The organism is Thalassobellus citreus, assembly GCF_044385915.1.
Lineage (GTDB): Bacteria > Bacteroidota > Bacteroidia > Flavobacteriales > Flavobacteriaceae > Thalassobellus > Thalassobellus citreus.
This window is the reverse complement of sequence record NZ_JBISCC010000115.1, coordinates 1-22,947: the sequence shown is the minus strand read 5'-3', so window position 1 is coordinate 22,947 and position 22,947 is coordinate 1. Positions and strand designations below refer to the sequence as shown.

General features: G+C 30.0%; 26 protein-coding genes and 2 pseudogenes. 6 read left to right on the top strand and 22 right to left on the bottom strand.

Features of this window, described 5'->3' with window-relative positions; all coding sequences use genetic code 11:
• Nucleotides 1-4: 4 nt before the first annotated feature.
• The 11 genes and pseudogenes from ACH5TX_RS03360 to ACH5TX_RS03310 all read right to left on the bottom strand — a co-directional run bounded on the left by ACH5TX_RS03360 (nt 5) and on the right by ACH5TX_RS03310 (nt 7,868).
• A complete protein-coding gene (locus tag ACH5TX_RS03360; protein ID WP_439338131.1) occupies nt 5-1,315 on the bottom strand; it encodes a TolC family protein in 1,311 nt (436 codons plus the stop codon).
• A 140-nt stretch (nt 1,316-1,455) separates the two neighbouring features.
• Nucleotides 1,456-1,593 carry a hypothetical protein gene (locus tag ACH5TX_RS03355; protein WP_439338130.1) on the bottom strand — a complete coding sequence of 46 codons (138 nt, stop codon included), beginning with the start codon at nt 1,591-1,593 and terminating at the stop codon, nt 1,456-1,458.
• A 64-nt stretch (nt 1,594-1,657) separates the two neighbouring features.
• Complete coding sequence (locus ACH5TX_RS03350) at nt 1,658-3,115, bottom strand: NAD(P)/FAD-dependent oxidoreductase (protein WP_439338129.1); 1,458 nt, start codon at nt 3,113-3,115, stop codon at nt 1,658-1,660.
• A 92-nt stretch (nt 3,116-3,207) separates the two neighbouring features.
• Nucleotides 3,208-3,837 (bottom strand): DUF2202 domain-containing protein, encoded by a 630-nt coding sequence (locus tag ACH5TX_RS03345; RefSeq protein WP_439338128.1) that lies wholly within the window; start codon nt 3,835-3,837, stop codon nt 3,208-3,210.
• Nucleotides 3,838-3,988: 151 nt separating this feature from the next.
• Nucleotides 3,989-4,570: a methyltransferase domain-containing protein gene (locus ACH5TX_RS03340; RefSeq protein ID WP_439338127.1), complete on the bottom strand. Its 582-nt coding sequence runs from the start codon at nt 4,568-4,570 to the stop codon at nt 3,989-3,991.
• Nucleotides 4,571-4,762: 192 nt separating this feature from the next.
• Nucleotides 4,763-5,056, bottom strand: coding sequence for a thioredoxin (gene trxA / locus ACH5TX_RS03335; RefSeq protein ID WP_439338126.1), 294 nt, complete (start codon nt 5,054-5,056; stop codon nt 4,763-4,765).
• A gap of 9 nt (nt 5,057-5,065) precedes the next feature.
• A complete protein-coding gene (locus tag ACH5TX_RS03330; protein ID WP_439338125.1) occupies nt 5,066-6,028 on the bottom strand; it encodes a Tll0287-like domain-containing protein in 963 nt (320 codons plus the stop codon).
• Between the two features lie 480 nt (nt 6,029-6,508).
• Nucleotides 6,509-6,859, bottom strand: coding sequence for a HipA domain-containing protein (locus tag ACH5TX_RS03325; RefSeq protein ID WP_439338124.1), 351 nt, complete (start codon nt 6,857-6,859; stop codon nt 6,509-6,511).
• 2 nt (nt 6,860-6,861) lie between these two features.
• Nucleotides 6,862-7,191, bottom strand: coding sequence for a HipA domain-containing protein (locus ACH5TX_RS03320; RefSeq protein ID WP_439338123.1), 330 nt, complete (start codon nt 7,189-7,191; stop codon nt 6,862-6,864).
• A 112-nt stretch (nt 7,192-7,303) separates the two neighbouring features.
• Nucleotides 7,304-7,639 (bottom strand): annotated as a pseudogene (locus tag ACH5TX_RS03315) (HipA N-terminal domain-containing protein).
• Nucleotides 7,636-7,868, bottom strand: a pseudogene (locus ACH5TX_RS03310) (helix-turn-helix domain-containing protein). The pseudogenes ACH5TX_RS03315 and ACH5TX_RS03310 overlap by 4 nt, the downstream one beginning before the upstream one ends.
• A gap of 369 nt (nt 7,869-8,237) precedes the next feature.
• Between ACH5TX_RS03310 and ACH5TX_RS03305 the strand changes: the two are divergent.
• The 3 genes from ACH5TX_RS03305 to ACH5TX_RS03295 all read left to right on the top strand — a co-directional run bounded on the left by ACH5TX_RS03305 (nt 8,238) and on the right by ACH5TX_RS03295 (nt 10,990).
• Nucleotides 8,238-8,723 (top strand): hypothetical protein, encoded by a 486-nt coding sequence (locus ACH5TX_RS03305; protein ID WP_439338122.1) that lies wholly within the window; start codon nt 8,238-8,240, stop codon nt 8,721-8,723.
• Nucleotides 8,724-9,045: 322 nt separating this feature from the next.
• Nucleotides 9,046-9,726: a DUF3050 domain-containing protein gene (locus ACH5TX_RS03300; protein WP_439338121.1), complete on the top strand. Its 681-nt coding sequence runs from the start codon at nt 9,046-9,048 to the stop codon at nt 9,724-9,726.
• An 844-nt stretch (nt 9,727-10,570) separates the two neighbouring features.
• Nucleotides 10,571-10,990 carry a hypothetical protein gene (locus ACH5TX_RS03295; protein WP_439338120.1) on the top strand — a complete coding sequence of 140 codons (420 nt, stop codon included), beginning with the start codon at nt 10,571-10,573 and terminating at the stop codon, nt 10,988-10,990.
• Between the two features lie 204 nt (nt 10,991-11,194).
• Here ACH5TX_RS03295 and ACH5TX_RS03290 read toward each other — a convergent pair whose 3' ends face one another.
• The 8 genes from ACH5TX_RS03290 to ACH5TX_RS03255 are packed head-to-tail and all read right to left on the bottom strand — an operon-like array spanning nt 11,195 to nt 18,043.
• Nucleotides 11,195-11,989: a DUF4138 domain-containing protein gene (locus ACH5TX_RS03290; protein ID WP_439338119.1), complete on the bottom strand. Its 795-nt coding sequence runs from the start codon at nt 11,987-11,989 to the stop codon at nt 11,195-11,197.
• Nucleotides 11,986-12,915, bottom strand: a complete 930-nt coding sequence (gene traM / locus ACH5TX_RS03285) for a conjugative transposon protein TraM (RefSeq protein WP_439338118.1) — start codon at nt 12,913-12,915, stop codon at nt 11,986-11,988. The genes ACH5TX_RS03290 and traM overlap by 4 nt, the downstream gene beginning before the upstream one ends.
• On the bottom strand, nt 12,896-13,522 hold the full coding sequence (locus ACH5TX_RS03280) for a conjugal transfer protein TraK (RefSeq protein WP_439338117.1): 627 nt from the start codon (nt 13,520-13,522) through the stop codon (nt 12,896-12,898). The genes traM and ACH5TX_RS03280 overlap by 20 nt, the downstream gene beginning before the upstream one ends.
• 53 nt (nt 13,523-13,575) lie before the next feature.
• On the bottom strand, nt 13,576-14,418 hold the full coding sequence (locus ACH5TX_RS03275) for a hypothetical protein (RefSeq protein ID WP_439338116.1): 843 nt from the start codon (nt 14,416-14,418) through the stop codon (nt 13,576-13,578).
• Complete coding sequence (locus tag ACH5TX_RS03270) at nt 14,418-14,999, bottom strand: TrbJ/VirB5 family protein (RefSeq protein WP_439338115.1); 582 nt, start codon at nt 14,997-14,999, stop codon at nt 14,418-14,420. The genes ACH5TX_RS03275 and ACH5TX_RS03270 overlap by 1 nt, the downstream gene beginning before the upstream one ends.
• A gap of 10 nt (nt 15,000-15,009) precedes the next feature.
• Nucleotides 15,010-17,409 carry a TraG family conjugative transposon ATPase gene (locus ACH5TX_RS03265; RefSeq protein WP_439338114.1) on the bottom strand — a complete coding sequence of 800 codons (2,400 nt, stop codon included), beginning with the start codon at nt 17,407-17,409 and terminating at the stop codon, nt 15,010-15,012.
• 18 nt (nt 17,410-17,427) lie between these two features.
• On the bottom strand, nt 17,428-17,724 hold the full coding sequence (locus ACH5TX_RS03260) for a hypothetical protein (protein ID WP_439338113.1): 297 nt from the start codon (nt 17,722-17,724) through the stop codon (nt 17,428-17,430).
• A 31-nt stretch (nt 17,725-17,755) separates the two neighbouring features.
• Nucleotides 17,756-18,043 (bottom strand): hypothetical protein, encoded by a 288-nt coding sequence (locus tag ACH5TX_RS03255; RefSeq protein WP_439338112.1) that lies wholly within the window; start codon nt 18,041-18,043, stop codon nt 17,756-17,758.
• 146 nt (nt 18,044-18,189) lie between these two features.
• Between ACH5TX_RS03255 and ACH5TX_RS03250 the strand changes: the two genes are divergently transcribed.
• From ACH5TX_RS03250 to ACH5TX_RS03240, 3 genes are read left to right on the top strand one after another with little or no spacing between them, the layout of a single operon-like run.
• Complete coding sequence (locus ACH5TX_RS03250; protein ID WP_439338111.1) at nt 18,190-18,321, top strand: hypothetical protein; 132 nt, start codon at nt 18,190-18,192, stop codon at nt 18,319-18,321.
• Nucleotides 18,308-18,589, top strand: a complete 282-nt coding sequence (locus ACH5TX_RS03245) for an N-acetylmuramoyl-L-alanine amidase family protein (protein WP_439338110.1) — start codon at nt 18,308-18,310, stop codon at nt 18,587-18,589. The genes ACH5TX_RS03250 and ACH5TX_RS03245 overlap by 14 nt, the downstream gene beginning before the upstream one ends.
• Nucleotides 18,590-18,626: 37 nt before the next feature.
• Entirely contained in the window at nt 18,627-19,631 is a 1,005-nt protein-coding gene (locus ACH5TX_RS03240) for an IS30 family transposase (protein ID WP_439338109.1), read from the top strand.
• Nucleotides 19,632-20,504: 873 nt separating this feature from the next.
• Here the strand turns inward: ACH5TX_RS03240 and ACH5TX_RS03235 are convergent.
• The 3 genes from ACH5TX_RS03235 to ACH5TX_RS03225 all read right to left on the bottom strand — a co-directional run.
• Entirely contained in the window at nt 20,505-20,732 is a 228-nt protein-coding gene (locus ACH5TX_RS03235; RefSeq protein ID WP_439338108.1) for a hypothetical protein, read from the bottom strand.
• A gap of 442 nt (nt 20,733-21,174) precedes the next feature.
• A complete protein-coding gene (locus ACH5TX_RS03230) occupies nt 21,175-22,356 on the bottom strand; it encodes an RNA-directed DNA polymerase (RefSeq protein ID WP_439338107.1) in 1,182 nt (393 codons plus the stop codon).
• A 286-nt stretch (nt 22,357-22,642) separates the two neighbouring features.
• On the bottom strand, nt 22,643-22,947 hold a 305-nt coding region (locus ACH5TX_RS03225; RefSeq protein ID WP_439338106.1), incomplete at its 5' end, for a four helix bundle protein.

The following is a 22,947-nucleotide window of genomic DNA, read 5'->3' as shown; positions in this document are numbered from 1 at the left end:
TATATTATTCTTTAGTTAGAAATTGTAAATAAGCTTGCGCGTAATTGTATTCAAAAATGGTTTGATAATATTCTAATTGCTTTTGAGCGTATTGGGTTTCTACCATCAATAAATCAGATGTTTTTTCTAATCCCTCTTTAAATCTGTTAGTCCTTATTCTTAAAGCTTCTTTTGATTGTTGCAACGCCAACGTTGTTAAATTCAACTTGTTTTCAGCATCAATCAACATACGTTTAGCTTTGTTTAGTTCTAAATTACTTTTCGATACATATTGCTTATATTCTAATTTTGATTTTTCAAATTCAGCTTTACTTTTTTGTGCCTTCCCAAAACGCTTAGAACCTTGAAAAATATTCCAACTTAATTGCGCTCCAAATAAATACCCATTAGCATCACCTTGATAAATTTGATTGTCATGCAACTGGTAATTACCAAACGCATTTAATGTTGGTAAAAAAGCCATCTTATCGGCTCTATTCATGGCTTCATAAGCTTTAGACGCTAATTGCATCGCTTTAATATCCGAACGATTTTCTGAAACCATTCCTTCTTTTAAATCAAAACTTGAAACCGATAAACTATCTGTTGGTTTATAAACAACATAGCTTTCATCATTCATTAAAAACGACAAATAATTTGATGCATTTTGCACATTACTCTTAGCTGTTTGCAACTGGTTTTGAACCTCGGTTACTCGCACCTCAACATTTAATACATCGGCACGTTGTAAATAGCCTTGTTTAAAACTGTTATCTGCTAATTTCTTATTAGCATTTGCAGCTTCCAATGCTTTTTCTAAAACATCAACAGCTTTATAAGCTAATTGCAATTGCATGTATGCTTTATCAACTTCAAAAGTCAAATAATCTGTTGTACGCTGAGTTTTTAAAGACATAGCTTCCATTTTAGATTTAGCTGCTTTACGCTGATAAAACCCGTCTAGATTAATTAACGGTTGCTGTATTTCTATCTTTGTTGCATAATTTTCTATTTGTGAAGGATTATTAAGCAACGCAGGGTTAAAATCGTTTTGAGTTAAAATCTCTTGATTTAATTTAGAACCAAAAGCCATTAACGGGTTTGTTGTTGCAATTCCTGTATGACTTGCAGTTATATTCGGCAAAAATATAGCATTGGTTTGTCTATAATCTGCGCGTGCTTTTTTAAACTCTTGCTCTGAAATCTTGATAGACGCATTGTTATCTGATACTTTAGATAACACGTTCGCTTTTGTTATTGGAACGAGCTCCTGAGCTTTTATTGAAATACTCCAAAACAATATGGATATAATAAATAAATGGCTTGCTTTTCTCATTAATAATTTAAATTTATATTGCAAATGTATATTAGGAAGTAACAAATGATTGTAACAAAGGTTACCAAGAAAAAAGGCAGTTATAATTGCTTATAAATGCCTTTCGTTCAAACCAACCAAAAAACTGATTAATAATGAAATCAGTTTACTTTTCTAGTGCCTCCATGTCCTCCAGCTACTATAATCATTACTTTAATACTTAAGTAAATGAATTTAAAAAACTGAATGATTGGATTCATCATTTTAAATTTTTGATATTTTGAGATACGTTTTGTCATTATTTTAATTTTTAAATTAATTCTGGAACCACCCAATATTAGTGTGATTCCAGAAGTTTTACTGCTATTCTGGAATCATCCACCAAAAAGGTCGCATTTTAGCTTTATAAATAAACGCGTAATGCAAGGCAAGTTTTAACCAGTGACCTGCTAGACCAATTTCGGCAAACGTCTTTCCCAATTGCCTACCCTGTGTTTTTGGAAATTTTTTATAATCTGGAACAATAGGATATGTGGTAATGCTAATACCACTTCCTTGCATTAATCCGTAACCTGCCGATGCAATACATGCTGCTCCCATGTTACCCAAAGAACCTTTATGGTTTAAAGATTCTTTTCCTTTTTTAATAGTATCAATAATATTATCTGCAACCAACTTTGCTGTAATACCCGATGGCATGCCAGTTCGTGGTGGAGAAGGTGAAATAGGGGTTCCGTTTTTACTCACTCTTGGTTTAGAAATAGCATGTGGTGGGGCAAATGCAATACCTGGAGCAAAAATATTTTTATACGTTGGATTTTGATACGTTTCTGGCCAATCTTGAACCGACCATTCCTCGTAAGGTTTTGCAGTATAATCTGCATCTACAAGCATAAACCCTTTAAAAAGTTTATCTGTTATATCGTCATTATTTTTATTGTATGCCTTAAACCCATGACCCGAAAAAGCGGGAATTAACATAGCAAAATCATAAGTTTCTGTTTTGGTTTCTCCGTCTAAATTTTCATAATGAGCTTTACCGTCTTCAATTTTGTTAACGCCAGCTCCAAGAATCCACTTAATATCTCGATCTTCAAAAATCATTTCAACCATTTCGCTCGATTTCATAGCTAAACCTTTATAACTTAACAGCATGCCATCCATTCCAAAATCGCCTAATTGATATTCGTTTGAAATCCAAGTAACCTCTGCCATATCTCTTACCTTATGACGTTGTAATTCTTGTTCTACATTTAAAATATATTCAAAAGCAGCACCTTGACAGGTAGACTTTGCATGTCCAGTACCTATAAGGATTTTGATTTTTTTCCCCTGCTTCATTTCTTGAATAACTTTATTTAAGCCATGCCAAGCATGATCTGCATGCGTATAGGTACAAACCGAATACGTTTTATTCTCTCCAGGAATTAACCCCTCTGTGGCTTCAAAATTAAGTTTAGGTCCTGTAGCATTAATTAAATAATCGTAAGTTACTTTTTCTTGTTGCCCTTTTTTTTCTCCTACCACATATTCGGTTAAAACATAGGGTTTTTCATTACTCTTATCGCCTTCAGGAAAAAACGATATAGCTTTTGCTTGTTTATAACCAATTCCTTTTTTCTTATATAAAGGCGCTAACGGAAATAAGATTTTCTTAGATTTCATCCTGCCAATTCCTACCCAAATATTAGATGGAATCCATTGATAATTACTGTTTGGAGATACTACTACAACTTCGTGCTTTTTAGATAACTTTCTACGCAAATGAGATGCTGCAACATGACCAGAAATACCTGCTCCTAAAACGACTATTTTTGACATTTACTTTAAATTTTAAACTAAAGATAAATGTCTTCTAAAGACTGAACCGTTACTTATGTTACACAACTACAAATAATTAGATAAAATTAGTATTAATTACACTTCTCGCGAGGACCACTTATAATGACACTATATTCATCTTGACTTAAATACTGTGGTGTATATGTATTACCCGCATTTTCTATTGCCAAAAGAAAACTTTTTAAATGATTACGAGAACCACATTGTAAACTTTCAAAAACTGAGATGATAGTAGTTTTATAATTTTTATCAATATACTCTTGTAAATCGACAATATCTAAGTCTTCAATAGTAGCTCCAATTTGAAGTGCATTTGCTTGATTTATTGCTCCATCAATTTTAAATTGATTATATAATGATTGTAACTTTTGATTTGCAAATTCTCCAACAGGCAAAATATTATAATCCGTATTACTTTGTAATAATAGGTTTTCTATAGCATCCATATGTGTTTGCTCACTTTTTTGAATATTATAAAATTGATTGATAGCCCATAGATTACCTAAAAACATATAAGTATCTCTTGCCAATTTTTCTTCTTCTAACATAAACAATAAAGCTTCTTGCTCTGTATCTGTTATAGTAGAAACTAGCATACTATCTTCTATAGAACCATCATCACTACCGCAAGCATTAACTATAGCAAATATAAATATGAGCACTATTACTAATATGGCTTTTGTTTTTATTATATTTCTCATTTTATTAAGTTTTAAGTTATACATAAAAATACTTAACTCTTTAATAATGAGACGTAACTTATGTTACATGGTAAAAAAACAGATTGTAATAAAATAAAAAAACACTGATAGTTTTTAATTTGCGTTTAACTTTCACGCCTAAGAATAAGTATTATTTTAGCTGCAATTTCACAAACAATTCTGTACTTGCTCTACTTTGAATTGAATTGTAACATGCTTCAAAAATTTCTACATTAAAAAACGGTTGAAAATATTTTAAATACTCATCTTTTGAACCCCCAAAAGGCGGCTTATCGGTATTTAAAGGAACAGAAAATAGTACCCCTACAAGTTTACCTTTTTCGTTTAACAATTCTTTTACTTTTAAAGCATAATCTTTGCGTAAGGTTGGAGGTATGGCACAAAAAAAGGTTTGCTCAATAATTAAATCGAAATCCATTTCTAAATCAAAAAAATCTGAATGTATTAATTGCCCTTCTGGAAATTGAGGCACTCTGTTTTTTATATTTTTAATTGCTGATTCTGAGACATCAACCACATAAACATTTCTAAATCCTTTTTTAAAAAGGTATTCTGCTTCATATGAATTTCCACCTCCTGGAATTAAAATTTTAAGGTTCTTATTGGTTAGCTGATCAAAATATGTTTTTAATGGAGGCGAAACAACACCTAAATCCCAACCAATATCGTTATTTAAATAACGGTTGTTCCAAAAGTCTTCAGTTAAATTCATTAATAAAAATTTATCCTAATATAAAATTATATGTCTGTAACAAAGTTATCAAGAAAAAAGCACTCAACCAATGAGTGCTCTTAACTTTAAACCAATCAACCAAATACAACTAATTGAGTTAGTCACTCGTTCTAATTGTAACTTATTGTCATAATTACTTTATCTAAATAAAATAATTATATAAACAGACTATTAAACGTTTGTAATCACACTAATAATCTCATCTTTTTGAACCACTCCAGACTGTCGCCATATTTGTTTCCCTTCATTAAAAACCATCAAAGTAGGGACTCCCCTAACTTGATACCGTGCAGCTAAAGCTTGATTTTTATCAACATCAATTTTTACAATAAATACACGATCGCCTAAAGCATCTTTAACTTGTTTTAAAATGGGACTCATCATTTTACATGGCCCACACCATTCAGCAAAAAAATCTACTAAAACAGGTTTGTTTTGATTTAATATTTCTGAAAATTTACTCATACCTAACTTTTATTTTTCAAATGAAACATGCCAAACACCTCTTACTTCATTAACATTATATCCAATTGCCTTATCGCTAGGATATAACTTTTTTAATGATGCTAATGTTTTTGCTTCTATCTCTTCTTCTGGTTTTCCATGACATTGTAAGCACATCATATTAGTTGTAATAGGATAATAAACATGAACTTTATCTTTTAACTCTTTAACAATAGGTTCTGGGTTTTTATTATTTTTAATCCCCTCTTTATATATGTTAATATATTCTAATTCACTTTTATTTGCTTGATTGCTTGAGTTTCTTGGTTTATCAGACACCCGATTAATAGAAGCATTATACCCTACAGCCATACTATCTGTTAATGGATATGCTTTTTCATTACAAAACGACAAAGCAGCAAGCGTACCTTTTCTTTGAATGGTACCTATCAAATTCTGACCTAAAACTTTTTTAGTTCCCATAGCATATCTTAAACCCTTTTCTGCATAAGTTTCTGGCTTGTTTTGTATGTTTTCTGATTTAAGTTTACTTTTTTGCTCCTTATAATGTGCTTCAAACCAATCTGGTTGTGCGATATCATTATCAAACATATAATCGGCTATTTTTTCAATAGTTTCTTCTGGATAAGGTGTTTTTGGCATCACACCAAAACGATTAACAGCTCCAAACATTTTTGCGTTTTCTTTGGTTGGATTTTTAATCCATTCTTGCATAGAATTAACAAAATCTTCTTTAGACGTATTATTGTTAATATACATTTTTTTAACAGCAATCATTGGTGGTGCTAATCTGGCATCATGACTAGCAGAAGGACTATGACATGCATAACAATAAATTTCCATTAACTTTTTCCCTGGATGTACTTCATCTGATTTAGACTCAGAATTTATCACTTTATTAGTTTCTTTTTTTGAATTATTACAACTTAATAATGTAAAAAAACAAAGTACTCCGATAAAAAAATATTTCATGCTCTATAAATTTATAGCATAAAAATACTTGAATTTTAATAGGTAAAAGGTAACATATGTTACTTTTAAAAAATATTTTGAGGTGTTTTTAAAAACAAAAAAAGCTTCCAATTTCTTGAAAGCTTTTTTATTTGTTGTGACCTCGACAGGATTCAAACCCATCGTGTAAGTTGTATTATTTTCAGGTGTTTAAGAGAGACAAAAATTAATAGGTAGTTATATAACCACCTTTTTTATTGAACTAGATTGTTGTCTTTTGAGTCTCAAAACTTATGCAAAGTTAGAATTTTATATAAAAAAAGCTAAAATTAATTAAAAAAGCATATCTATATAAAAGAGAGTTATACTTCATTATAAATTCTAGCATATCATTCATTAGCTAAGGTCTTATATTTTTCTCTCATATCATTGGATAAGAAAGAAGTATTAATCCACTTAATAGCCACATTTTTATTTTTATAAAAACGTTACAATAAACCTTCAATTTGTTTTTTTGTTAACCCTAACCTTTCCGAAGGATTCAAAATGAATACCTTTAAAGTTGCTTTTCTTTCCTTCAAGTGTAAGTGCTAGTTCTTCTTTATGGTGTGGATTTATGATAGCAATATTAAGTAAATCGCAAGCAGGAGCTAATAGCAACCTAGAAGTTGATTGAATCATTGAGATTTTTTTTAAATGCATATCATTATTTCCTGATAGAAAACTAAATAACCCTAGTTCAAAAAAGAATACTTTATCTAATAAAGTATTGTCAGAATATTCATTTAAAGCTTTTCCTATTTTCTCCATAGAACTCTTGTATTTATCAAAAGCTTCGGTAATCTGAAACATATCTAACATGTGAATCTTTTGATTATCTCCTGCTCTATCAATTCTTTTAGTAATATATTAAATTCTCCAAACTGTAATCTAATCAAACTAGATGGCACGATTTGTATTCCAAAGGATTCAGTAATACGCATAGTTACATGTTCGTTTTGTGGCATTTCTGAATAATCGGGAGATGGTGGTTTAAATATATAATTACCACCTAATGTGCCAACAACAGTCAACCTAAAATCACCTACCTCTCTAGCCTCGTTTATTAAGGACATAGATAGTTTAGGCTGAACACCTGGAACAGATACACTACGTTCCACAATGTTTTTAGCAAGTTCAGCCATCTGCTCTTACGAATATTCTAATTTAGGAGCTTCTTTAATACCAAAAAAGGATAAGCTACACGCTTCGTGAAAATCTGTTTCATCTTTCAACTCTTCGTAACAGTATAAACACTTATTTTTCATTGATTTCTGTTATTTGTTTAATACTTACAGCTCTAATACAGTTTTCACAACAGGCTAATAATAAGCCCATACGGTCATTTGTATTTAATTTCCAGTTTTTTGTAGCGATATTTAATAGCCAACCTTCAGGTATTAAACCTTCAAAAAAAGAAATAACCTATTGTCTATAATAGGTTTCTTTTCTAACTGGCATAGAGAATGTTATAAATTGCTCTGGATACTGACCGATATAATTAGCATTATATGTGAATACATAATCGCCATCATTAGTCTCTACAAGTTCTCCAGCTTTTATATTGTTATACGATACGATAGCTTGTCTCATGAGTCTTTATGATTTGTATTATTTTTTAATATTTTGGAACTAACCACTGCAAGCTTATGACCAAACATACTTAATACAAAATTGACTTTATCCATGTTTAAGTTTGTTTTGCCTTGCTCTATTTTTCTAACCACAGTTAAGGCAACACCAGTACGTTCTGCAAACTCTTTTTGAGTAAGCTTAACTTCCTTTCTACGTTTTTTTTTACAAATTCAGATAGTTCTTTCATTATATGTTTTTAAATATAATTTAAAAACAATAATTTTATAGTCGCATTTAGTCTCACTCCCATCCATTTTAAACTTCACATAGTATTTTAATTCACTTACTGAGCCTCCATCATTACCTTTTTGTCAGCTAGATTTTTAATAAAAAAAACAGTTATAAACTTAAGCGTCCGGTTATAACTTGATCTTTTAAAAAAACTTACAAAAGCATTAATATTGTCTTGGGGTATTTATTGAATTAATCCCTCGATTCAATAATAGCAAAAAAGGTGAACGTCTTGTTCACCTTTTTTATATAAAACTTGAAAGCTATTTTAAATTCTTAAAATTTTATCATCAAAGATAACTTTCAACAAAATTTACAACAAAAAATGAAAAATAAAATTCTATTATTTTTTTTACTTGTTGCCTTTATTAAAATTAACGCACAAGACAAACGTTTTACATTTTATACTTTCTCTGACCCTTATGGTACTTATAACGATGGTTTTAATATTGGTTTAGGTATTGAATATCAAATGACATATACTTACGTCAAAACTCAACTTTTTACATTTCCAAATTTAAGAGGTAAAGATTTTTTTGAATGGAGCACAGTTCCTTTTACTTCTATGAACTTACATAGTAGAGACGAACTGTGGAGACTGTTTAGTGGCTTTAAAATAGGTTTAATCAAAAGAGAAGCAATACATCCATTTATAGGATTTGAAGGAGGTATTGATTATTACTTTTTCCATAATTTTTATATAGGTCTCTTTAGTTCTTATGATTTACGCACAGATGGAAAAGAATGGGAAGACGATATTCCTGATTACTGGAGATTTAGCAGTTTTATTAAAATTGGTATTGAATTGTAATTTATTTTATTAAAAAACTTAATATCAAAGATTATCTAATCAATGCCACATAAACACTTTTGTTTTTTATAAAAATTATTAACATATGAAACCGGTTATAACTTTTATGCTTATATAAAGTTATAAAATCTTTATTATTGAATTCGGTTGGTTAGTGTTATTGAATATTCTCCCCTCTATTCAATAATTATATTTATTTATCTCTTGATTAAAATTTGGTTAAACACCTAAAGTATATATAACAATAAAATTAATATAAATTCTAGGCTTTTTGTATAGAATAATTAACAAGCATACACCAATTTAATATACTAAATTAAAAATGAATAGAATAGAATACAAAGAAAATGAAATTTCAGAATTAAGAACTCAATTGAAAAATCATGATCTTTATAATAATTTAAAGGATGTCAATGATATTAATACATTTATGGAAAACCACGTATTTGCAGTTTGGGATTTTATGTCTTTACTTAAAAGTCTTCAATTAGCACTCACAAATGTACAAATACCTTGGACACCTTCTAAAACACCTGTATTATCAAGATTCATTAATGAAATTGTTCATAGTGAAGAAAGTGATATTAATGAGTTGGGAGCCCCTAAAAGTCATTATGAAATGTATTTAGATGCCATGCATCAAGCAAAAACAAACACCAAAGAAATTACTAATTTTATTAAACTTATTGAAAAAGGGTATTCTGTTGATTTCGCATTAAATCAAATTAATATAGATCAGAGAGTTTCTGATTTTGTTAGGTTTTCTTTTTCAATAATTGAAACAAACAAAACACATCTTATTGCTTCAGCATTCACATTTGGTCGTGAAGATGTCATTCCTGATATGTTCATTGAAATTCTTAAAAATTCTGATTCTAAAAGCAAGCAGTATACCAAACTTATTTATTATCTAAAACGACACATTGAACTTGACGTAGATGAACACGGTCCAATTTCAATCCAAATGATATCAGAACTTTGTAAAAATGGCATGAAGCATTAACCGTAGCAAAGCTAGCTTTGATAAAAAGAATACGACTTTGGGATGCCATTAACGACTTAATTTTAAAAAAAAATTAAACATCATTTGTGCATTATAAATTAAAAAAAAACTATTCATCTTAATAATATATTTTAATAAAAAAAACACTTACAACGAATAACTTTTAAGCTATCAAATACGTCCACAAAAGCTTAGTAATTTAGAACTCATAAGTTTTAAGTCTGGCTGTTAAATTTATGGTGAAGATCGAGAAAATGATTTATTCAGGAAACTTCCAAAAATAATAGAAGGCGAGCATAATATATAACTGGTTATCAAACTTGTAAGATAATTTACAGCAGAGTAAATCTGAGACTCCCCCTTGTCCAACCAGATTTCGTAAACCAACAGCAGAAGAGTGGGAGGCCGAGTTTAACTCTTGGGTACTGATAATAAAATTTCAACAGGCGCTTATATAACTCTCCATTAAATTTGCCTGTTGCTGGACGCCCATTTAGGCGATGGTGATTTCTCGTCGATGATGCTGTCGTGTATTGCTCTAATATGGATAATACTTCTTTTAATAACGATAGTAAAATCATGTTAAACTACAGTTATGATGGTGCTATTATAAGCAATAGCTCGCGTGTTTACGGCTTTAATATCTATTATATTAAGGATTGCCCCTTTCTATTAATTTTTACCCTTTAGCTCTTTAGCCTGTCATCCCTTTAGGCTGATGAGTATAAAATCTATTACAAGCTATTATTACCACATATTACTTAAGAGTTGCTATCTAACATGTTTTACTTTTTTTTTGGTAAATAAGTCTACGGGTTTATCGTAATGATAACTTTATTTAATTATGAAAATAGTATTTTTAGCGCTTTTTACAGGTATTATTTGTGTTAACCTTGCAAGTGCTCAAATAAATGATACAGAACACTATATAGAGATTTTAAAAAAACCTATAGATTATTTAATCACAAAAGAAACTAAGCGTATAGGAAGTAAGCTTAAGTTACAACCCTCGCAACTTGAAAAGTTACAAGGTGCTAATATACTATATTATATAGAATTACGAAAAATAAATAATGCTAGTATAGCTAATACTATGAGCAATAAGCGTAAGATTTTAGAATGGAATTTTGCAGAATACAAATACTTAATGCAAATAAAAGACTTTTTATTACCAGAACAAAAAAAAATATTTGATAGACAATTGTATACTAAACAAACGCATCGTTTGGCTAAACGTATTTTTACAAGATCTCAGTTAATATAATTATTACGTCGCATGTAGTAATCTATTGTGCATTATTGACATATTACAAATGAATGTCTAGTCAAGTAAAAAAATGTATTGAGAATTTATTTAAAAACTAAAATTTAATTGATGAGACTAACTTTACTTTTTTTTAAATCATAAAAATTACTCAAATTGAAAAATTCTATTCAAAATGCACAACGAGTAATTAAACATTTAAAACTATTTATACTTGAAAGCAATAAGCTTCCTACTCCCTTCCTGTTCTTTTAATTCTAAGCTTAACGCCTCATTATCTCCCAAAACAAACTTAGGTAATACATAAACAAATCGACTAGATTCTCTATCTTTTATAGTGTGTGGCATGTGATACTTATATACAGTACCTAACTCTATTTTTTGATAAGACGCTTTTCGTTTATTATTACCATTGATACGGTATAGCTTTAGATAATCCATCTCAAAATCAATTCCAGAACTATTTTTAATTTCAAAAACTAAGTACACTTCTGAATCCTTATATACCATCTTTTGCCATTGCAATCTGATTCCTTTCTTTCTTTTCGTTGCCAAAGTTCTATACTTTGATTCTAGCAAAAGCCTACTGTATCTCTCAAAATCAGATATTCTGTTATTACATATAGATGCCACCATTGGCCTCGTTTTTAATTCTTGAGGTATTTCATTCCCTATACTTTCCTTTTTAGAAATAAAATAACTCAGCTCTTTAAGCTCCTTTCTATATTTCAAAATATAAGAATAGACTTCACCATCTTTGGTAATAGTCAATAAATTACTTTCTGTTCCTGGTACTGCTTGTAATAAACCTAAATATTGCTCCTTATCTCGGTTGTAACTAAACATAAAGTTTGATGTACCTGTAATACTCTGCCGTATGGGACTTGGAAAAAACAAGGCAACAGTCTTCTTATCATTCGCATAAATTGTGTCTAAAAATTGTTGTGCGATTATATCATTTGAACATAGCCATAGTAAGATTATAACAATACTTTTCATAATTCTGGTTTTAAAATAAGTTGATAATTATCGGTTATAGTTACCTTAACCATGCGATTATTTCGTTGGAATAATTTCTTAACCCCACTTACTTGAGGCACACCAACAATATTAATATCATCGACAACATCGTCAACAACTTCCTGTCTTGCTTCTTCCTGAAAGCTATTCGTTATATAAACACCTTCACTCCCATCTTGAAAGTCAAATGCCTTTAATTTAACAGGTTGATGATTAATATTTTCAATGTTTATAATGGTTCTATTAGGTTTAAAACTAACAACCCCATAAATAAGAGTGTTTTGAGGATATACCACACTACTAATTTGGGCTGATTTTATAAGTCGCATTTGTAAGCGATCATTTTTCTTTACAATTTGTGTACCATCCACTTCCACATAAATAACAGCATCCGTATGTTGTAAAGCATCATTTTTATTTGTTGCTGGATCTGAAGCAAAAAACAATTGATGTTCCAATCCCAATGCTCTAGACATGACAACAGTTTCTTTTTGTTCTTCTGCAACCATAGTATCGTTCTTCTTTGGAACTACTGCTGTTTTTATTACAGGAGTTCTATAGCTTCTAGTAGAATAATTAATACGACTTGTATTATAAATACTATCAACAATATGCATCTTTTCTTTACTAAGTAAATCAGGATCATAAGTCCCAGTAGAATCCAACAAGCGAACATCATAAATACTTGGTGCATTGGTCTGTCTTACCTCTTTTAAATCGTTCAATGCTTCTAATTTTGATTCATAAGTCTTTTGAGTATCTTCTAATTCCGGTACTGGAATTTGATTATTATCAATACTTAATTGTTCATCCTCCGTTAGTATAATAAAAGCATAAGAACCAATAAAAAGCACTATGCATAATAACAGTATTCCAAAGACAATTTCATTCTTTTTTATGGTCATAATTTTCTATTTTTTTAAGTTTTTTTTCAAAAAAATCGGTAATCAAAAGCCCATGTGTATTATTAGGGAAATTCCTATCCACATGTATTAGATAACCAGTAGTAGTCAATTCATAGGTATCTGTAATAGCACCACGGTTAATTTCAAAAACAGTCGTTGTTTCAAAATGATAAGGCACTTGTTTAATCGCAACTTTCGAGGTAACACTTAAAACCTTCTGTACAAGTGAATATTGTAATAATCGATTATAGACACCGTCTGCCTTCTTCTGCCTATATAGTGCATCAACCGAACTATTTCCTAACCATAAAGCCTTCTTTAAATGCTTTTCATAATTACTAGCATCAATATGATAGAAATACCTATGAAAAAGTTCTAGCTGCGCCAAGGCTTCCACTTCCAAGTTCTCTTGTTGAGAAACCAATTTCAAAGGAATCACACTCCCATCTGTATTTACTACAAAAGCATGGTTAACAGTTTCTTTGTGAAGTTTTATTACAAGTATCAAAGCAACTATACAGGTTAAAACAGCTGCAATAACGACCGTTAATACAATAAATCGATTAAGCTTTAATACCCTGTAAATATTTTTATAAGGTGTTTTCATCTGTTATTTTTATTATTATTTATTACTTATTTAATCATAATTTAAATATGGATTTATCCGCCAGAAAAAAGTTTAAAAACAAATGAAGTTGCTTTTCGGTAAAGCTTAAATTTCAGTAAAACAATAAAGCCTATGGAACCAAATTGTAACAATGGTGCAAAAAAATCACTACCCCAATCCGTTCCAAATAGATTGCTCCAAAAATTAGTGTTGATTTCAGTATAAATATTATTCACAAAAACATTCACTAAGAAAAAGGCAGGTACCAACATGTATACCCCAGCATACAACTTAAAGAAGTTATAAGCCAGTACTCTAAACTTTTCAAATACAGAAAGACTAATAACCAAAGGAAAAAAAGCTTGCATGATTCCTAGTAAAAAAAAACGTTCGGCTAGAAATAAAGGATAGATAAACAAATCTAATAACCAAAGAAATATACCAATTATAAAAGCCAACATCTTCAATCCATATAAAGGGGTTACCAAAGCTTCATATAGCATAGCCAATCCTTTTTTGGCGGCTTCCAATGCACCCACTTCCTGTTCCAAATCTATGTCCTGCATTTGTAAAGGAAGGAGTGCTGGAGCCGTATCTCGATATTGGTTTTCTATTGCTACCAGAATCGTATCAAAAACACCTAATACCTGTGTCGAAAAAATTACTAGAATAACCACAGCAAAATTCTTTGCCAATTCAGAAGGGGTCAAACCCCAAGTATATCCCTCATTATTTGCAACACCTTCATTGTACTTTTTTAAGATATTAATAAGAAAGAACAATACGGCAAGTGTTTTCATCCCAGTAATAGTATACTGAGAAAAGGCACTATTCTTGATAGTCGTAAAAACAGCATCAATATATTCCAATCCTATTCCTAAAAAAACACCTGCCATTAGTAATTGGTTTCTCTATGATTGATTTTATCCTGCATTTCGCGAAAGGCAATAATCTCTCGATAACGTTTGGTTTTAGATTCTATCTCTATGACCATTTCTTTAGATTTAAGTTCCATTTCCTTTAAAACTTCAGCACGTTCAGCATCCGTCATTTTTAGATTATTACTGGATAATATCTGTTCTATATATTCCAACCCATTTAAAGAATTATCTATAATATCATTAAAGGATTCAGAAACCCTAGTTACTTCATAAGATTTGATATACGGTGAATTCAAAATCTCTCGTAAATCGTCTTGAACGATATTGAATAGCTTTTGGTTATTCTTTGCCAATTCATTAACGGCCTTCAACTGTTTGATAACATTATTAACCTTGTCAATATTCTCTTTTTGCTGTTTTAAAAACTGAACAGTCTTTAAGAGTTGTGAAGTCTGTTTTGCTGATTCAACAAGTGATTTTGCAAAACTGATAAAGTTCGTATTGTCATACACAGGCATTCCCTGTCCAATAACACGGGTAGGCAATAAAATAACAAAGGTTACTACTAGTGTTAGAATTCTGATTTTCTGTTTCATTGTTTTTGTTTTAAGAATTAATAAATATTTGAATGGCTTTCTCCATGTCTTGATGTTCATCAAAGAGTTGCATTATAAGGTCACTTTCTTTACCGTCAGTTAGATATGCTGCATATACTTCCTTGGGAACTTCCAACCTAAAAATGTTGCTTTCCTTTCCAATTTTGATAAACATTTCAGTATACTTTCTAGCTCCATTAAAATTGTTTCGAATGGACTTTAATTGGTTTAAATCATGACTGGATAGGTTCAATCGTTTTTGAAGTTCGTCATATCCTTTTTCATTATTAAGGCTATACACTACTTGGGTGTTTTCCAGAATACTTGCAGACGTTGAATTGTTAGGTAGCTGGTTAATGGATTGTAGAATAATACCAATAGCTCCATTTTGCTTTCGGATGGCTTGATAGTAGAATTCTACACTTTCCAACACGTTTCCGAATTTGAGTTGTTTCGCAAACTCATCAAAAAGAATAATCCCTTTCTCTGCTTTATTCCTCCAAATAGTGCGTTGTATAGCCGATTTAATCAGCTTTAACATTACGGATAGAATTTCCTTGTTATCCTTTACTTCATCAAGTTCAAAAACAATCAACCGTTTGTCTTCAATCTTATAGCTTTGGTCTTCAATTACATTGAAAAGAAAACTATATAAACCATCATCTACATATTCAGAAAGGATGTGTAAAAAGTTATAGATATTGAAATACGCCTCTTGTATTTTAAGCTCTGCTATGAGTGTCTCTTTCTTTTCATCTATAAACTGATACAAGGATGCCAAGGAATGTCCTTTTCGAATATGTTGATAGTAAAACAATAGTACTTTCTTGATAGCTACTTCTTCCGCCTTTGTAGCTACTTTTCCTGAAGCCATAAGTTCCAATAAAAACAATCCCAAATCTTCTAACCGTTCGGGTGTTAAGTCGCTTTCATTAGAAATGTAAAAAGGATTGATACCAAGGTTCTTTCCTTGCTCGTAGCGAAGAATAATGTGCTGGTCTGGATAGAGTTTCGCAAATTTAGAATACGAGCCTCCTAAATCAATTATCACCAGACGAACGCCGCTTTCAAAATACTGACGAAGTATATTGTTTGCTAAAAAGGATTTCCCTTCTCCAGTAGGTGCAAAAATGGCAAAGTTCCGAGCCTTTATACGTTTTTTATGCGCATCCCAAACATCTTTTAAAACTGGAATGTTATGCTGCCTGTCATTAAAAATAATACCTGTAGCATCTGATTTATAATTACTGTTATTGATGTACAAACACAAGGCGTGTTTTAAATCGGTTACATACAAATCTTCATTAGAGAAATTAGACGTAAAGCAGCAATAGGAGTTTAAAAAATAATGTTTTCGCTCTTCTCCTTTAGGATAATAAGGAACAATATCAAGCTCCTTAAATTCCGTCTTTATCATGGAGGCTATTGTTTTAAGCCTCTGCGGCTCGCAGGACCAGAAAATGATATTTAGATGTCCGCGAATGATACGTGAGCTATCATCTTCATTAATCTTGGCAACAATGTCTTCAATCTTCTTTAATATGACTTTGTTCTGCGTTCCAAAATTGGAACTCTTATTAAGCTCTTCAATTTTCTTATCTAATAGCTTTCTCCATTTATGTTTATCATCCAAATAGATAATTTGATTCACAATATGGTTTTCATTGAGGTTTAATCCCAATCCGTCTATAAACCCTTGGTGGAACACAAAATCATCAGAAGTAAACTTATCATTGGTTTTACTGCTCTGTACCACATCTCCAAAACAGAGTTCACTATTTACAGCTAGTACATCAAAATGATTTTCTCCAATTTCAATATTTGATTTCTTTAATTGAATATCGGTATCGAAACCTTCATTAAAACCATTAAAGTAGGCATTGCCCAAACTTAGAATATCATTCTCGTTTAATGGTTTCAAGGACACCTTTCTACTATTATTAATAAAAGAAATGGCATCGTTTACCGAAGTCATAAATTCGGTTACATTATGATCTAACTTCTTATGAATACCTTTTTCAACCTTACGAAACGGATTCATATATTTAGATGCATTTAAGGTTTTATGGTGTGGAAGTACAAAGAACAAATATGACGTATGCTCTATATATTCTCGTCCTTCAAAATACTTGTTAGTCGCTTTTTCTAGGAAACTAGTATTAGATATAGCAGTAGCATCATAGAATGCTTTCTTATAAATATCTTGCTTATGGATAATGGTACTAACAGGTAATGATTTAAAAGCCTGAAACCACGAACCATGTATATCTTCAAAATCTTTTTCTGATAAGGAATAGATTTCAGGAGCGTCTACCTTAAAACACAATACAATATTGCCATTATTGGCAAATATGATATGGTCTTGGATATCTAAAATAGGATGATATGCAGCTAGATTTATTTTCTTCATAAGATTAATAATTTTAGGTTATTTGGTAACCGAATGACCTTTCAAAACAATTGCGATGCAGGCTTTTTTGTTAGTGATGGTTTGTGGAAACACTTTTTTTAAGTGTAAGCTAGGGTTCTTGGTGAGCTGTGTTAATACCACATATAAAGTGGCATTGATAACACATACGCTGATAATGACCAAAAAGCTAAAGGAAAAAATAACAAGCAATAATGAGCCAATAACGGCTGTCATCATTAGTGCAAACAATGATATAGGTAACCCCATAATCATTGCTCGCTTTCTAATATTTTTATAGACTTCGAATTTTTTCATAACACATTCATACTTCATGTCGTTAAGCGGCTTATACGACGATGCCTATTAGGTAAGTAAAGATGCCAACCACAGCTCCTGCAATAAGAACAAAGACCAATACTCTGGTGATTCCTTTTTTGAGGTCTGCATTTTCTCCAAAGAAATGACCTGCATTAAACAGGAAGCCTATAAGAAAGATAACACCCAAAATGATGGGAAAAATGGTTCTGATGGTATCGGAAACATCATTAACAGAATCTTCAATACCTCCAATCTGTGCAAAAATGGAAGTTGAAACAAATAGCAACAGTGTTGTTAAAAAGAGTGGTTTTTTCATACTAAAATGGTTTAAATTTTACTTCATTTTTATAGTATTAAAAATACATTATATTTGAATTCAAATAACTGATTTTCAACATTTTAATAAAATAATTTTATTTAAACTTATTTGGTTTCAATTGATAACAAAGAGGTTTAAATCTTATGAAGATTGATAGAAAAAATCCACTCGATTATGAAAATGAAATTGAAAAAGATGCTCCAAAACGTCAGTTTTGTGATTTTGCTACTGAAAATGTGTTTGATTTTTGGTCAAAAGAAAGTGGTCGTAATTGATCCTGGACATGGTGGAAAAGATACTGGTGCCATTGGTGTAAATAACATTCAAGAAAAAGATGTGGTTTTGAATGTTGCTAAGGAAATTTTAAAGCTCAATAAAATTATTTTGGATGATGCTTTTGATATTTATCTAACTCGTTATAAAGACACTTTAATTTCTTTAACAGATAGAACTCGATTGGTTAAATGTTTGAATGCAGATGTATTTGTGTCTTTACACTATAATGCATCTAAAAACTATTCTAAAGGAAGCTCTATTCAATAACTTAACGCAACAAATCTAAACTCATAGATTTGTTATAATGGAAGTTAAAAAACATAGAAGGCTTACTTATAAAGAAAGGGTCATTATCCAGACTCTTTTAAACGAAAATAAGACCAAAGCTTACATCGCTAAAAGACTTAATAGATCTCGCTCTACAATCTCTAGAGAAGTAAATAAACTTGGTAGTAATCCTAAGGTAGATTATGATGCCTATCTATCACATTGGTCTGCAAAAGATGACTATTTAAACAAAAGAAATCTTGATAAAATTAGTTCCTATTCTAAATTAAAATTCTTTGTCTACAAAGGACTTTTATCTAATTGGACACCAGAACAAATTTCTGGAAGAATTAAAGAACTATATCCTAATGATCCTATTATGTCTATTTCTCATGAAGCCATATACAGACATATTTACAATAGGCCTCAAGCTAGTCTTAATAAAAAACTAATCAAACTTCTTGTTAGAAAAAAAACTAGACGTAGACCTGCTAAAAGGAAAAGAGGTGGCGGAAGCAAAATAATAAACCAAGTCAGTATTGACAATAGACCAAAGCATATTGACCTTAGAGAAGAAGTAGGACATTGGGAAGGTGATCTAATGATTGTAAAAAATCACAAAAGCGCTATTGGTACAATTGTAGAAAGAAAAACTAGGTTCACTTTGATTATAAAATTAGACAGCAAAAAAGCAGATGAAGTTGCTAAAATGTTCTCTAAAAAATTAAACCAATTACAAAGAATATTAAAAAAATCAATGACATACGACAACGGAATTGAAATGGCAAAACACGAAAAAATAACTCAAAAAACAGGAATGAAAATTTATTTCGCACACCCATATTCATCCTGGGAAAGAGGAACTAATGAAAACACGAATGGACTAATTAGAAGATACCTACCAAAAGGGACTGACTTCAATTTAGTAGACGAAAAATATTTGATAAAAATTCAAGAAAAATTAAACAATAGACCTCGAAAAATTATTGGATACAAAACACCTAAAGAAATGATGGATTTAGAACTAAAATTTGTAGCTTAGTATCTAACAAAAAAAAGCAACGTTTGTTGCGTTAGAACCTTGAATGCAGCGAATATAAGTATATGTTAATGATTCGGATAATTTAAACACAAAAAACCCTATTGCTCATGGTGAATCTGTACTAGGTGAAAGTACTAAAAATCTTGGTTAAAAAAAATATAGTGTCAAACTTACTGATGTTCACATACTGAAAGAATCTATTAAGCGCTATCCTAGGGTACTTGATGAAATGGGATTTATTAGCAATGCTAACGAAGCTGAGTATTTTTTTAAGTATAAAAATATTAGGAATATAGCCTTGACCATACTATTAAGAATTATTTAAACATATAAGTATGAAATTATTTTTTATTGAGATTAAAAAAATAACACTCAAGATTATTTTGATATAACTAATTCATTTAGTTTATGATTTAATTTTATACACCATGCATAAATAACATCCTAATTTATTTTTTCAACTATTCTAATTTATAATTTCAATATCATAAATTTTTTACTAGGATTAAAATAGATTTTCTCAATACTTGCTTATCATATAAGCAATAATTAAAACCCTAACTACATATATTAATTAACTAACTAACTCTCTTTTTATTTTTTCTACAACTAAAATAGTGATATTAATATCAATTATATTTGTTTTTAAAACTTTTTCAGAATAATTAGACAACTTAAAATCTAAGGCTGAAACCTTAACTTTCAATCGCCTTTTAAGTCTTTCTCTATTAAATTGATATCTTTTATTGTAGGGTCTAAAACATTACATTTTGACTCTTTTATTATTCTTTCCTGTAGTTGGGTCATATTGGTTCATTTTGTAAAAAAGCAATAAATGTAGATGCTAAAAGAAAAGCTCTAATATTTAAAACTTTACTTTACACCTACATATCTTTTTACATCCTTTCCTTTTGCAAACACAACAACTCTTTTGTTTTCTATATTGTCATAAACAGATATAAGTTTCCAACCTTCTTTTTCTGCAGCACTTATAAGACAATGTAAAACATCTCCATTTCGGAGATTTAATTCTATTTCTTTATCGGCTGAATACCCCATAAAAACAAAAGAGAGTACGAACACAAAAAATATTTTTTTCATTTTATATAATTTTAAATTATTTAAACAGTACAATTTTATCCCATTCTAATGAAACCATAAAACAAAAAGGAATAAACGATAACAAAAAATGAATAACTGTATATAAAAAAAGATGAACCGAAGTTCATCTTTTACAATTAACCTTAAACATTCTTTTAGTTAATATTTCTTTTGCCTCAAAACACAAAACCTAAGAATGATTTGTAATTTAATTAAGATAAACGGTATCATAATATTAAAAGTAATAAATGTACAAAAAAAGCTAATAAGTGTATTTTTAAACAGACTATATATAATAAAAATTTATTATAACCCGTTCTCTTTTAAATACTCTAACTAAAAAATATACGTTTAATTTGTGTTAAAACAGCATATACTAGTTTAATATAAACTAAAAAAAACTTTTTATTCTCTAAAATGCAAAATGGGTTAATAACACTATTTAACTATTTTTTTTTAGTTTAGTTAATTTTGTAAAACTTGGGTTTGCTATAAAATTTTCCATCCATTTATTTGAAAGTTTTTTTAAAATATAATACCTACGTAATTTATGAGATTTAAAATGTGTTAAAATACCTAAATAAGAATTTATGTTACTTAAAAACAATTGCTTTTCTGCTTTGTTTGGCTTTATATCATTTTCTATTAGTTTATTATGTTTATGTATTGCTTCATAAAAATTTCCTTTAGTACGTTTACTAACATAAATTCTGTTGGGCTTTATAAACCCTCCTATATAACTTACGCCTTTGCTATAATGTTGCAAATAAATTTTTTGGGGATGTAATTTTAAATGCAATTCTGTTTTTAAAAATTTTGCTATTACGGGTATTAAATTTTTTAAATACGCTTTGTTAGCATTTACCAACACAAAATCGTCTACATACCTGCCATAATACTTGACGCCTAATTGATGTTTTATAAAATGATCAAAACTACTCATATATACATTGGCAAATACCTGACTGGTTAAATTACCTATGGGCAAACCATAACCCGCTTTGGCAGCAAACAAACTTTTATCTTTTGGTAAATTATCCCAATTACTTAAGCTTCCTTTTATAATAGCATTATGTACAGGGTTGTTAAATAAAATAGTTTTACAAAGCTTTAAATAAAACTGTTTGTCTGCTCCATTATATTTTGCATTAAATAAGGTTTCAATTTTATTATATAAAATAGCTTTGTTAATGTGCATAAAAAAGCTTTTAATATCTAATTTTAACACATAACAATCTTGTTTGTAATTTTTGGAGCATTTACGTATAAAACCATCAACTCTTCCAATACCAAAATGAGTACCTTTTGCTTTACGGCAGGCATAACTATCATAAATAAAATGTTGCTCAAACACACCATTCATTTTTTGTATTAGTAAATGATGCACGACTCTGTCTCTAAAATTAGCTGCAAATATTTCGCGTTTTACTGGTTTATCTACCACAAACGCTATAGAGCTACTAATGGTATAAGTACCATTTTCTAATGTTTCTTTTAGCTGTATTAATGCTTCTTCTAAATTAAGCTCAAAAGCCAAGGCGTTTATAGTATTGCGTTTGTTTTTACGGCAGTTATAATAGGCTATAAATAAATCTGTTAATGGTATTGTGTGTGTTTCTAACATAAATTTACTGTATAAAAAAGGCGACAAAACTGCCGCCTTTTTATTAAGAAAGTTTGAAAAGCCCGAACGGCACGCACATTGTTTGTGTTGTTCTTCTGATTACCATTGTTGAAATTCTGGTACCACGCGTTATTGGTATCGTTCTCCGTAGAACTCCAGTAGTAATGCAACACCTTAATTTTTGAACCACTACCAGATTGGTAAGGAGCACTATTTTGCTATACATTATAACCATATAGCTAAGGTGCCTTTTCAAAATAAATGCACACTTGTTAAAACCTTGGTTTTAAACAATTCTGGCGTTAGTTATAGTACTTTTTTTCCAGCCTACAACTTGCTTTCCTATACTGTTCATAAGGCTTGCTAAAACACTCTGCCGTTTTATAGATACAAGTTTTAAATCTACACAAACCCTTATTTCTAATTTTAATATCTCAAAATTATCTAAAAAATCATTTAAAAAAACAGTTTTCTCTTGAGATCTGTTGGCACGGTAAATACAACGCATTAAAACCAATACATCGCGTTCCATATCTCTACCTAAACTATACTTATATTCTTTAGGAAAGGTTTTAGTACTTACAAAAACTT

Coding starts and splice junctions, on each gene's coding strand:
- ACH5TX_RS03360 (WP_439338131.1), bottom strand. CDS start 1,315: ATGAGAAAAGCAAGCCATTTATTTATTATATCCATATTGTTTTGGAGT.
- ACH5TX_RS03355 (WP_439338130.1), bottom strand. CDS start 1,593: ATGACAAAACGTATCTCAAAATATCAAAAATTTAAAATGATGAATCCA.
- ACH5TX_RS03350 (WP_439338129.1), bottom strand. CDS start 3,115: ATGTCAAAAATAGTCGTTTTAGGAGCAGGTATTTCTGGTCATGTTGCA.
- ACH5TX_RS03345 (WP_439338128.1), bottom strand. CDS start 3,837: ATGAGAAATATAATAAAAACAAAAGCCATATTAGTAATAGTGCTCATA.
- ACH5TX_RS03340 (WP_439338127.1), bottom strand. CDS start 4,570: ATGAATTTAACTGAAGACTTTTGGAACAACCGTTATTTAAATAACGAT.
- trxA (WP_439338126.1), bottom strand. CDS start 5,056: ATGAGTAAATTTTCAGAAATATTAAATCAAAACAAACCTGTTTTAGTA.
- ACH5TX_RS03330 (WP_439338125.1), bottom strand. CDS start 6,028: ATGAAATATTTTTTTATCGGAGTACTTTGTTTTTTTACATTATTAAGT.
- ACH5TX_RS03325 (WP_439338124.1), bottom strand. CDS start 6,859: ATGTTTCAGATTACCGAAGCTTTTGATAAATACAAGAGTTCTATGGAG.
- ACH5TX_RS03320 (WP_439338123.1), bottom strand. CDS start 7,191: ATGGCTGAACTTGCTAAAAACATTGTGGAACGTAGTGTATCTGTTCCA.
- ACH5TX_RS03305 (WP_439338122.1), top strand. CDS start 8,238: ATGAAAAATAAAATTCTATTATTTTTTTTACTTGTTGCCTTTATTAAA.
- ACH5TX_RS03300 (WP_439338121.1), top strand. CDS start 9,046: ATGAATAGAATAGAATACAAAGAAAATGAAATTTCAGAATTAAGAACT.
- ACH5TX_RS03295 (WP_439338120.1), top strand. CDS start 10,571: ATGAAAATAGTATTTTTAGCGCTTTTTACAGGTATTATTTGTGTTAAC.
- ACH5TX_RS03290 (WP_439338119.1), bottom strand. CDS start 11,989: ATGAAAAGTATTGTTATAATCTTACTATGGCTATGTTCAAATGATATA.
- traM (WP_439338118.1), bottom strand. CDS start 12,915: ATGACCATAAAAAAGAATGAAATTGTCTTTGGAATACTGTTATTATGC.
- ACH5TX_RS03280 (WP_439338117.1), bottom strand. CDS start 13,522: ATGAAAACACCTTATAAAAATATTTACAGGGTATTAAAGCTTAATCGA.
- ACH5TX_RS03275 (WP_439338116.1), bottom strand. CDS start 14,418: ATGGCAGGTGTTTTTTTAGGAATAGGATTGGAATATATTGATGCTGTT.
- ACH5TX_RS03270 (WP_439338115.1), bottom strand. CDS start 14,999: ATGAAACAGAAAATCAGAATTCTAACACTAGTAGTAACCTTTGTTATT.
- ACH5TX_RS03265 (WP_439338114.1), bottom strand. CDS start 17,409: ATGAAGAAAATAAATCTAGCTGCATATCATCCTATTTTAGATATCCAA.
- ACH5TX_RS03260 (WP_439338113.1), bottom strand. CDS start 17,724: ATGAAAAAATTCGAAGTCTATAAAAATATTAGAAAGCGAGCAATGATT.
- ACH5TX_RS03255 (WP_439338112.1), bottom strand. CDS start 18,043: ATGAAAAAACCACTCTTTTTAACAACACTGTTGCTATTTGTTTCAACT.
- ACH5TX_RS03250 (WP_439338111.1), top strand. CDS start 18,190: ATGAAGATTGATAGAAAAAATCCACTCGATTATGAAAATGAAATTGAA.
- ACH5TX_RS03240 (WP_439338109.1), top strand. CDS start 18,627: ATGGAAGTTAAAAAACATAGAAGGCTTACTTATAAAGAAAGGGTCATT.
- ACH5TX_RS03235 (WP_439338108.1), bottom strand. CDS start 20,732: ATGAAAAAAATATTTTTTGTGTTCGTACTCTCTTTTGTTTTTATGGGG.
- ACH5TX_RS03230 (WP_439338107.1), bottom strand. CDS start 22,356: ATGTTAGAAACACACACAATACCATTAACAGATTTATTTATAGCCTAT.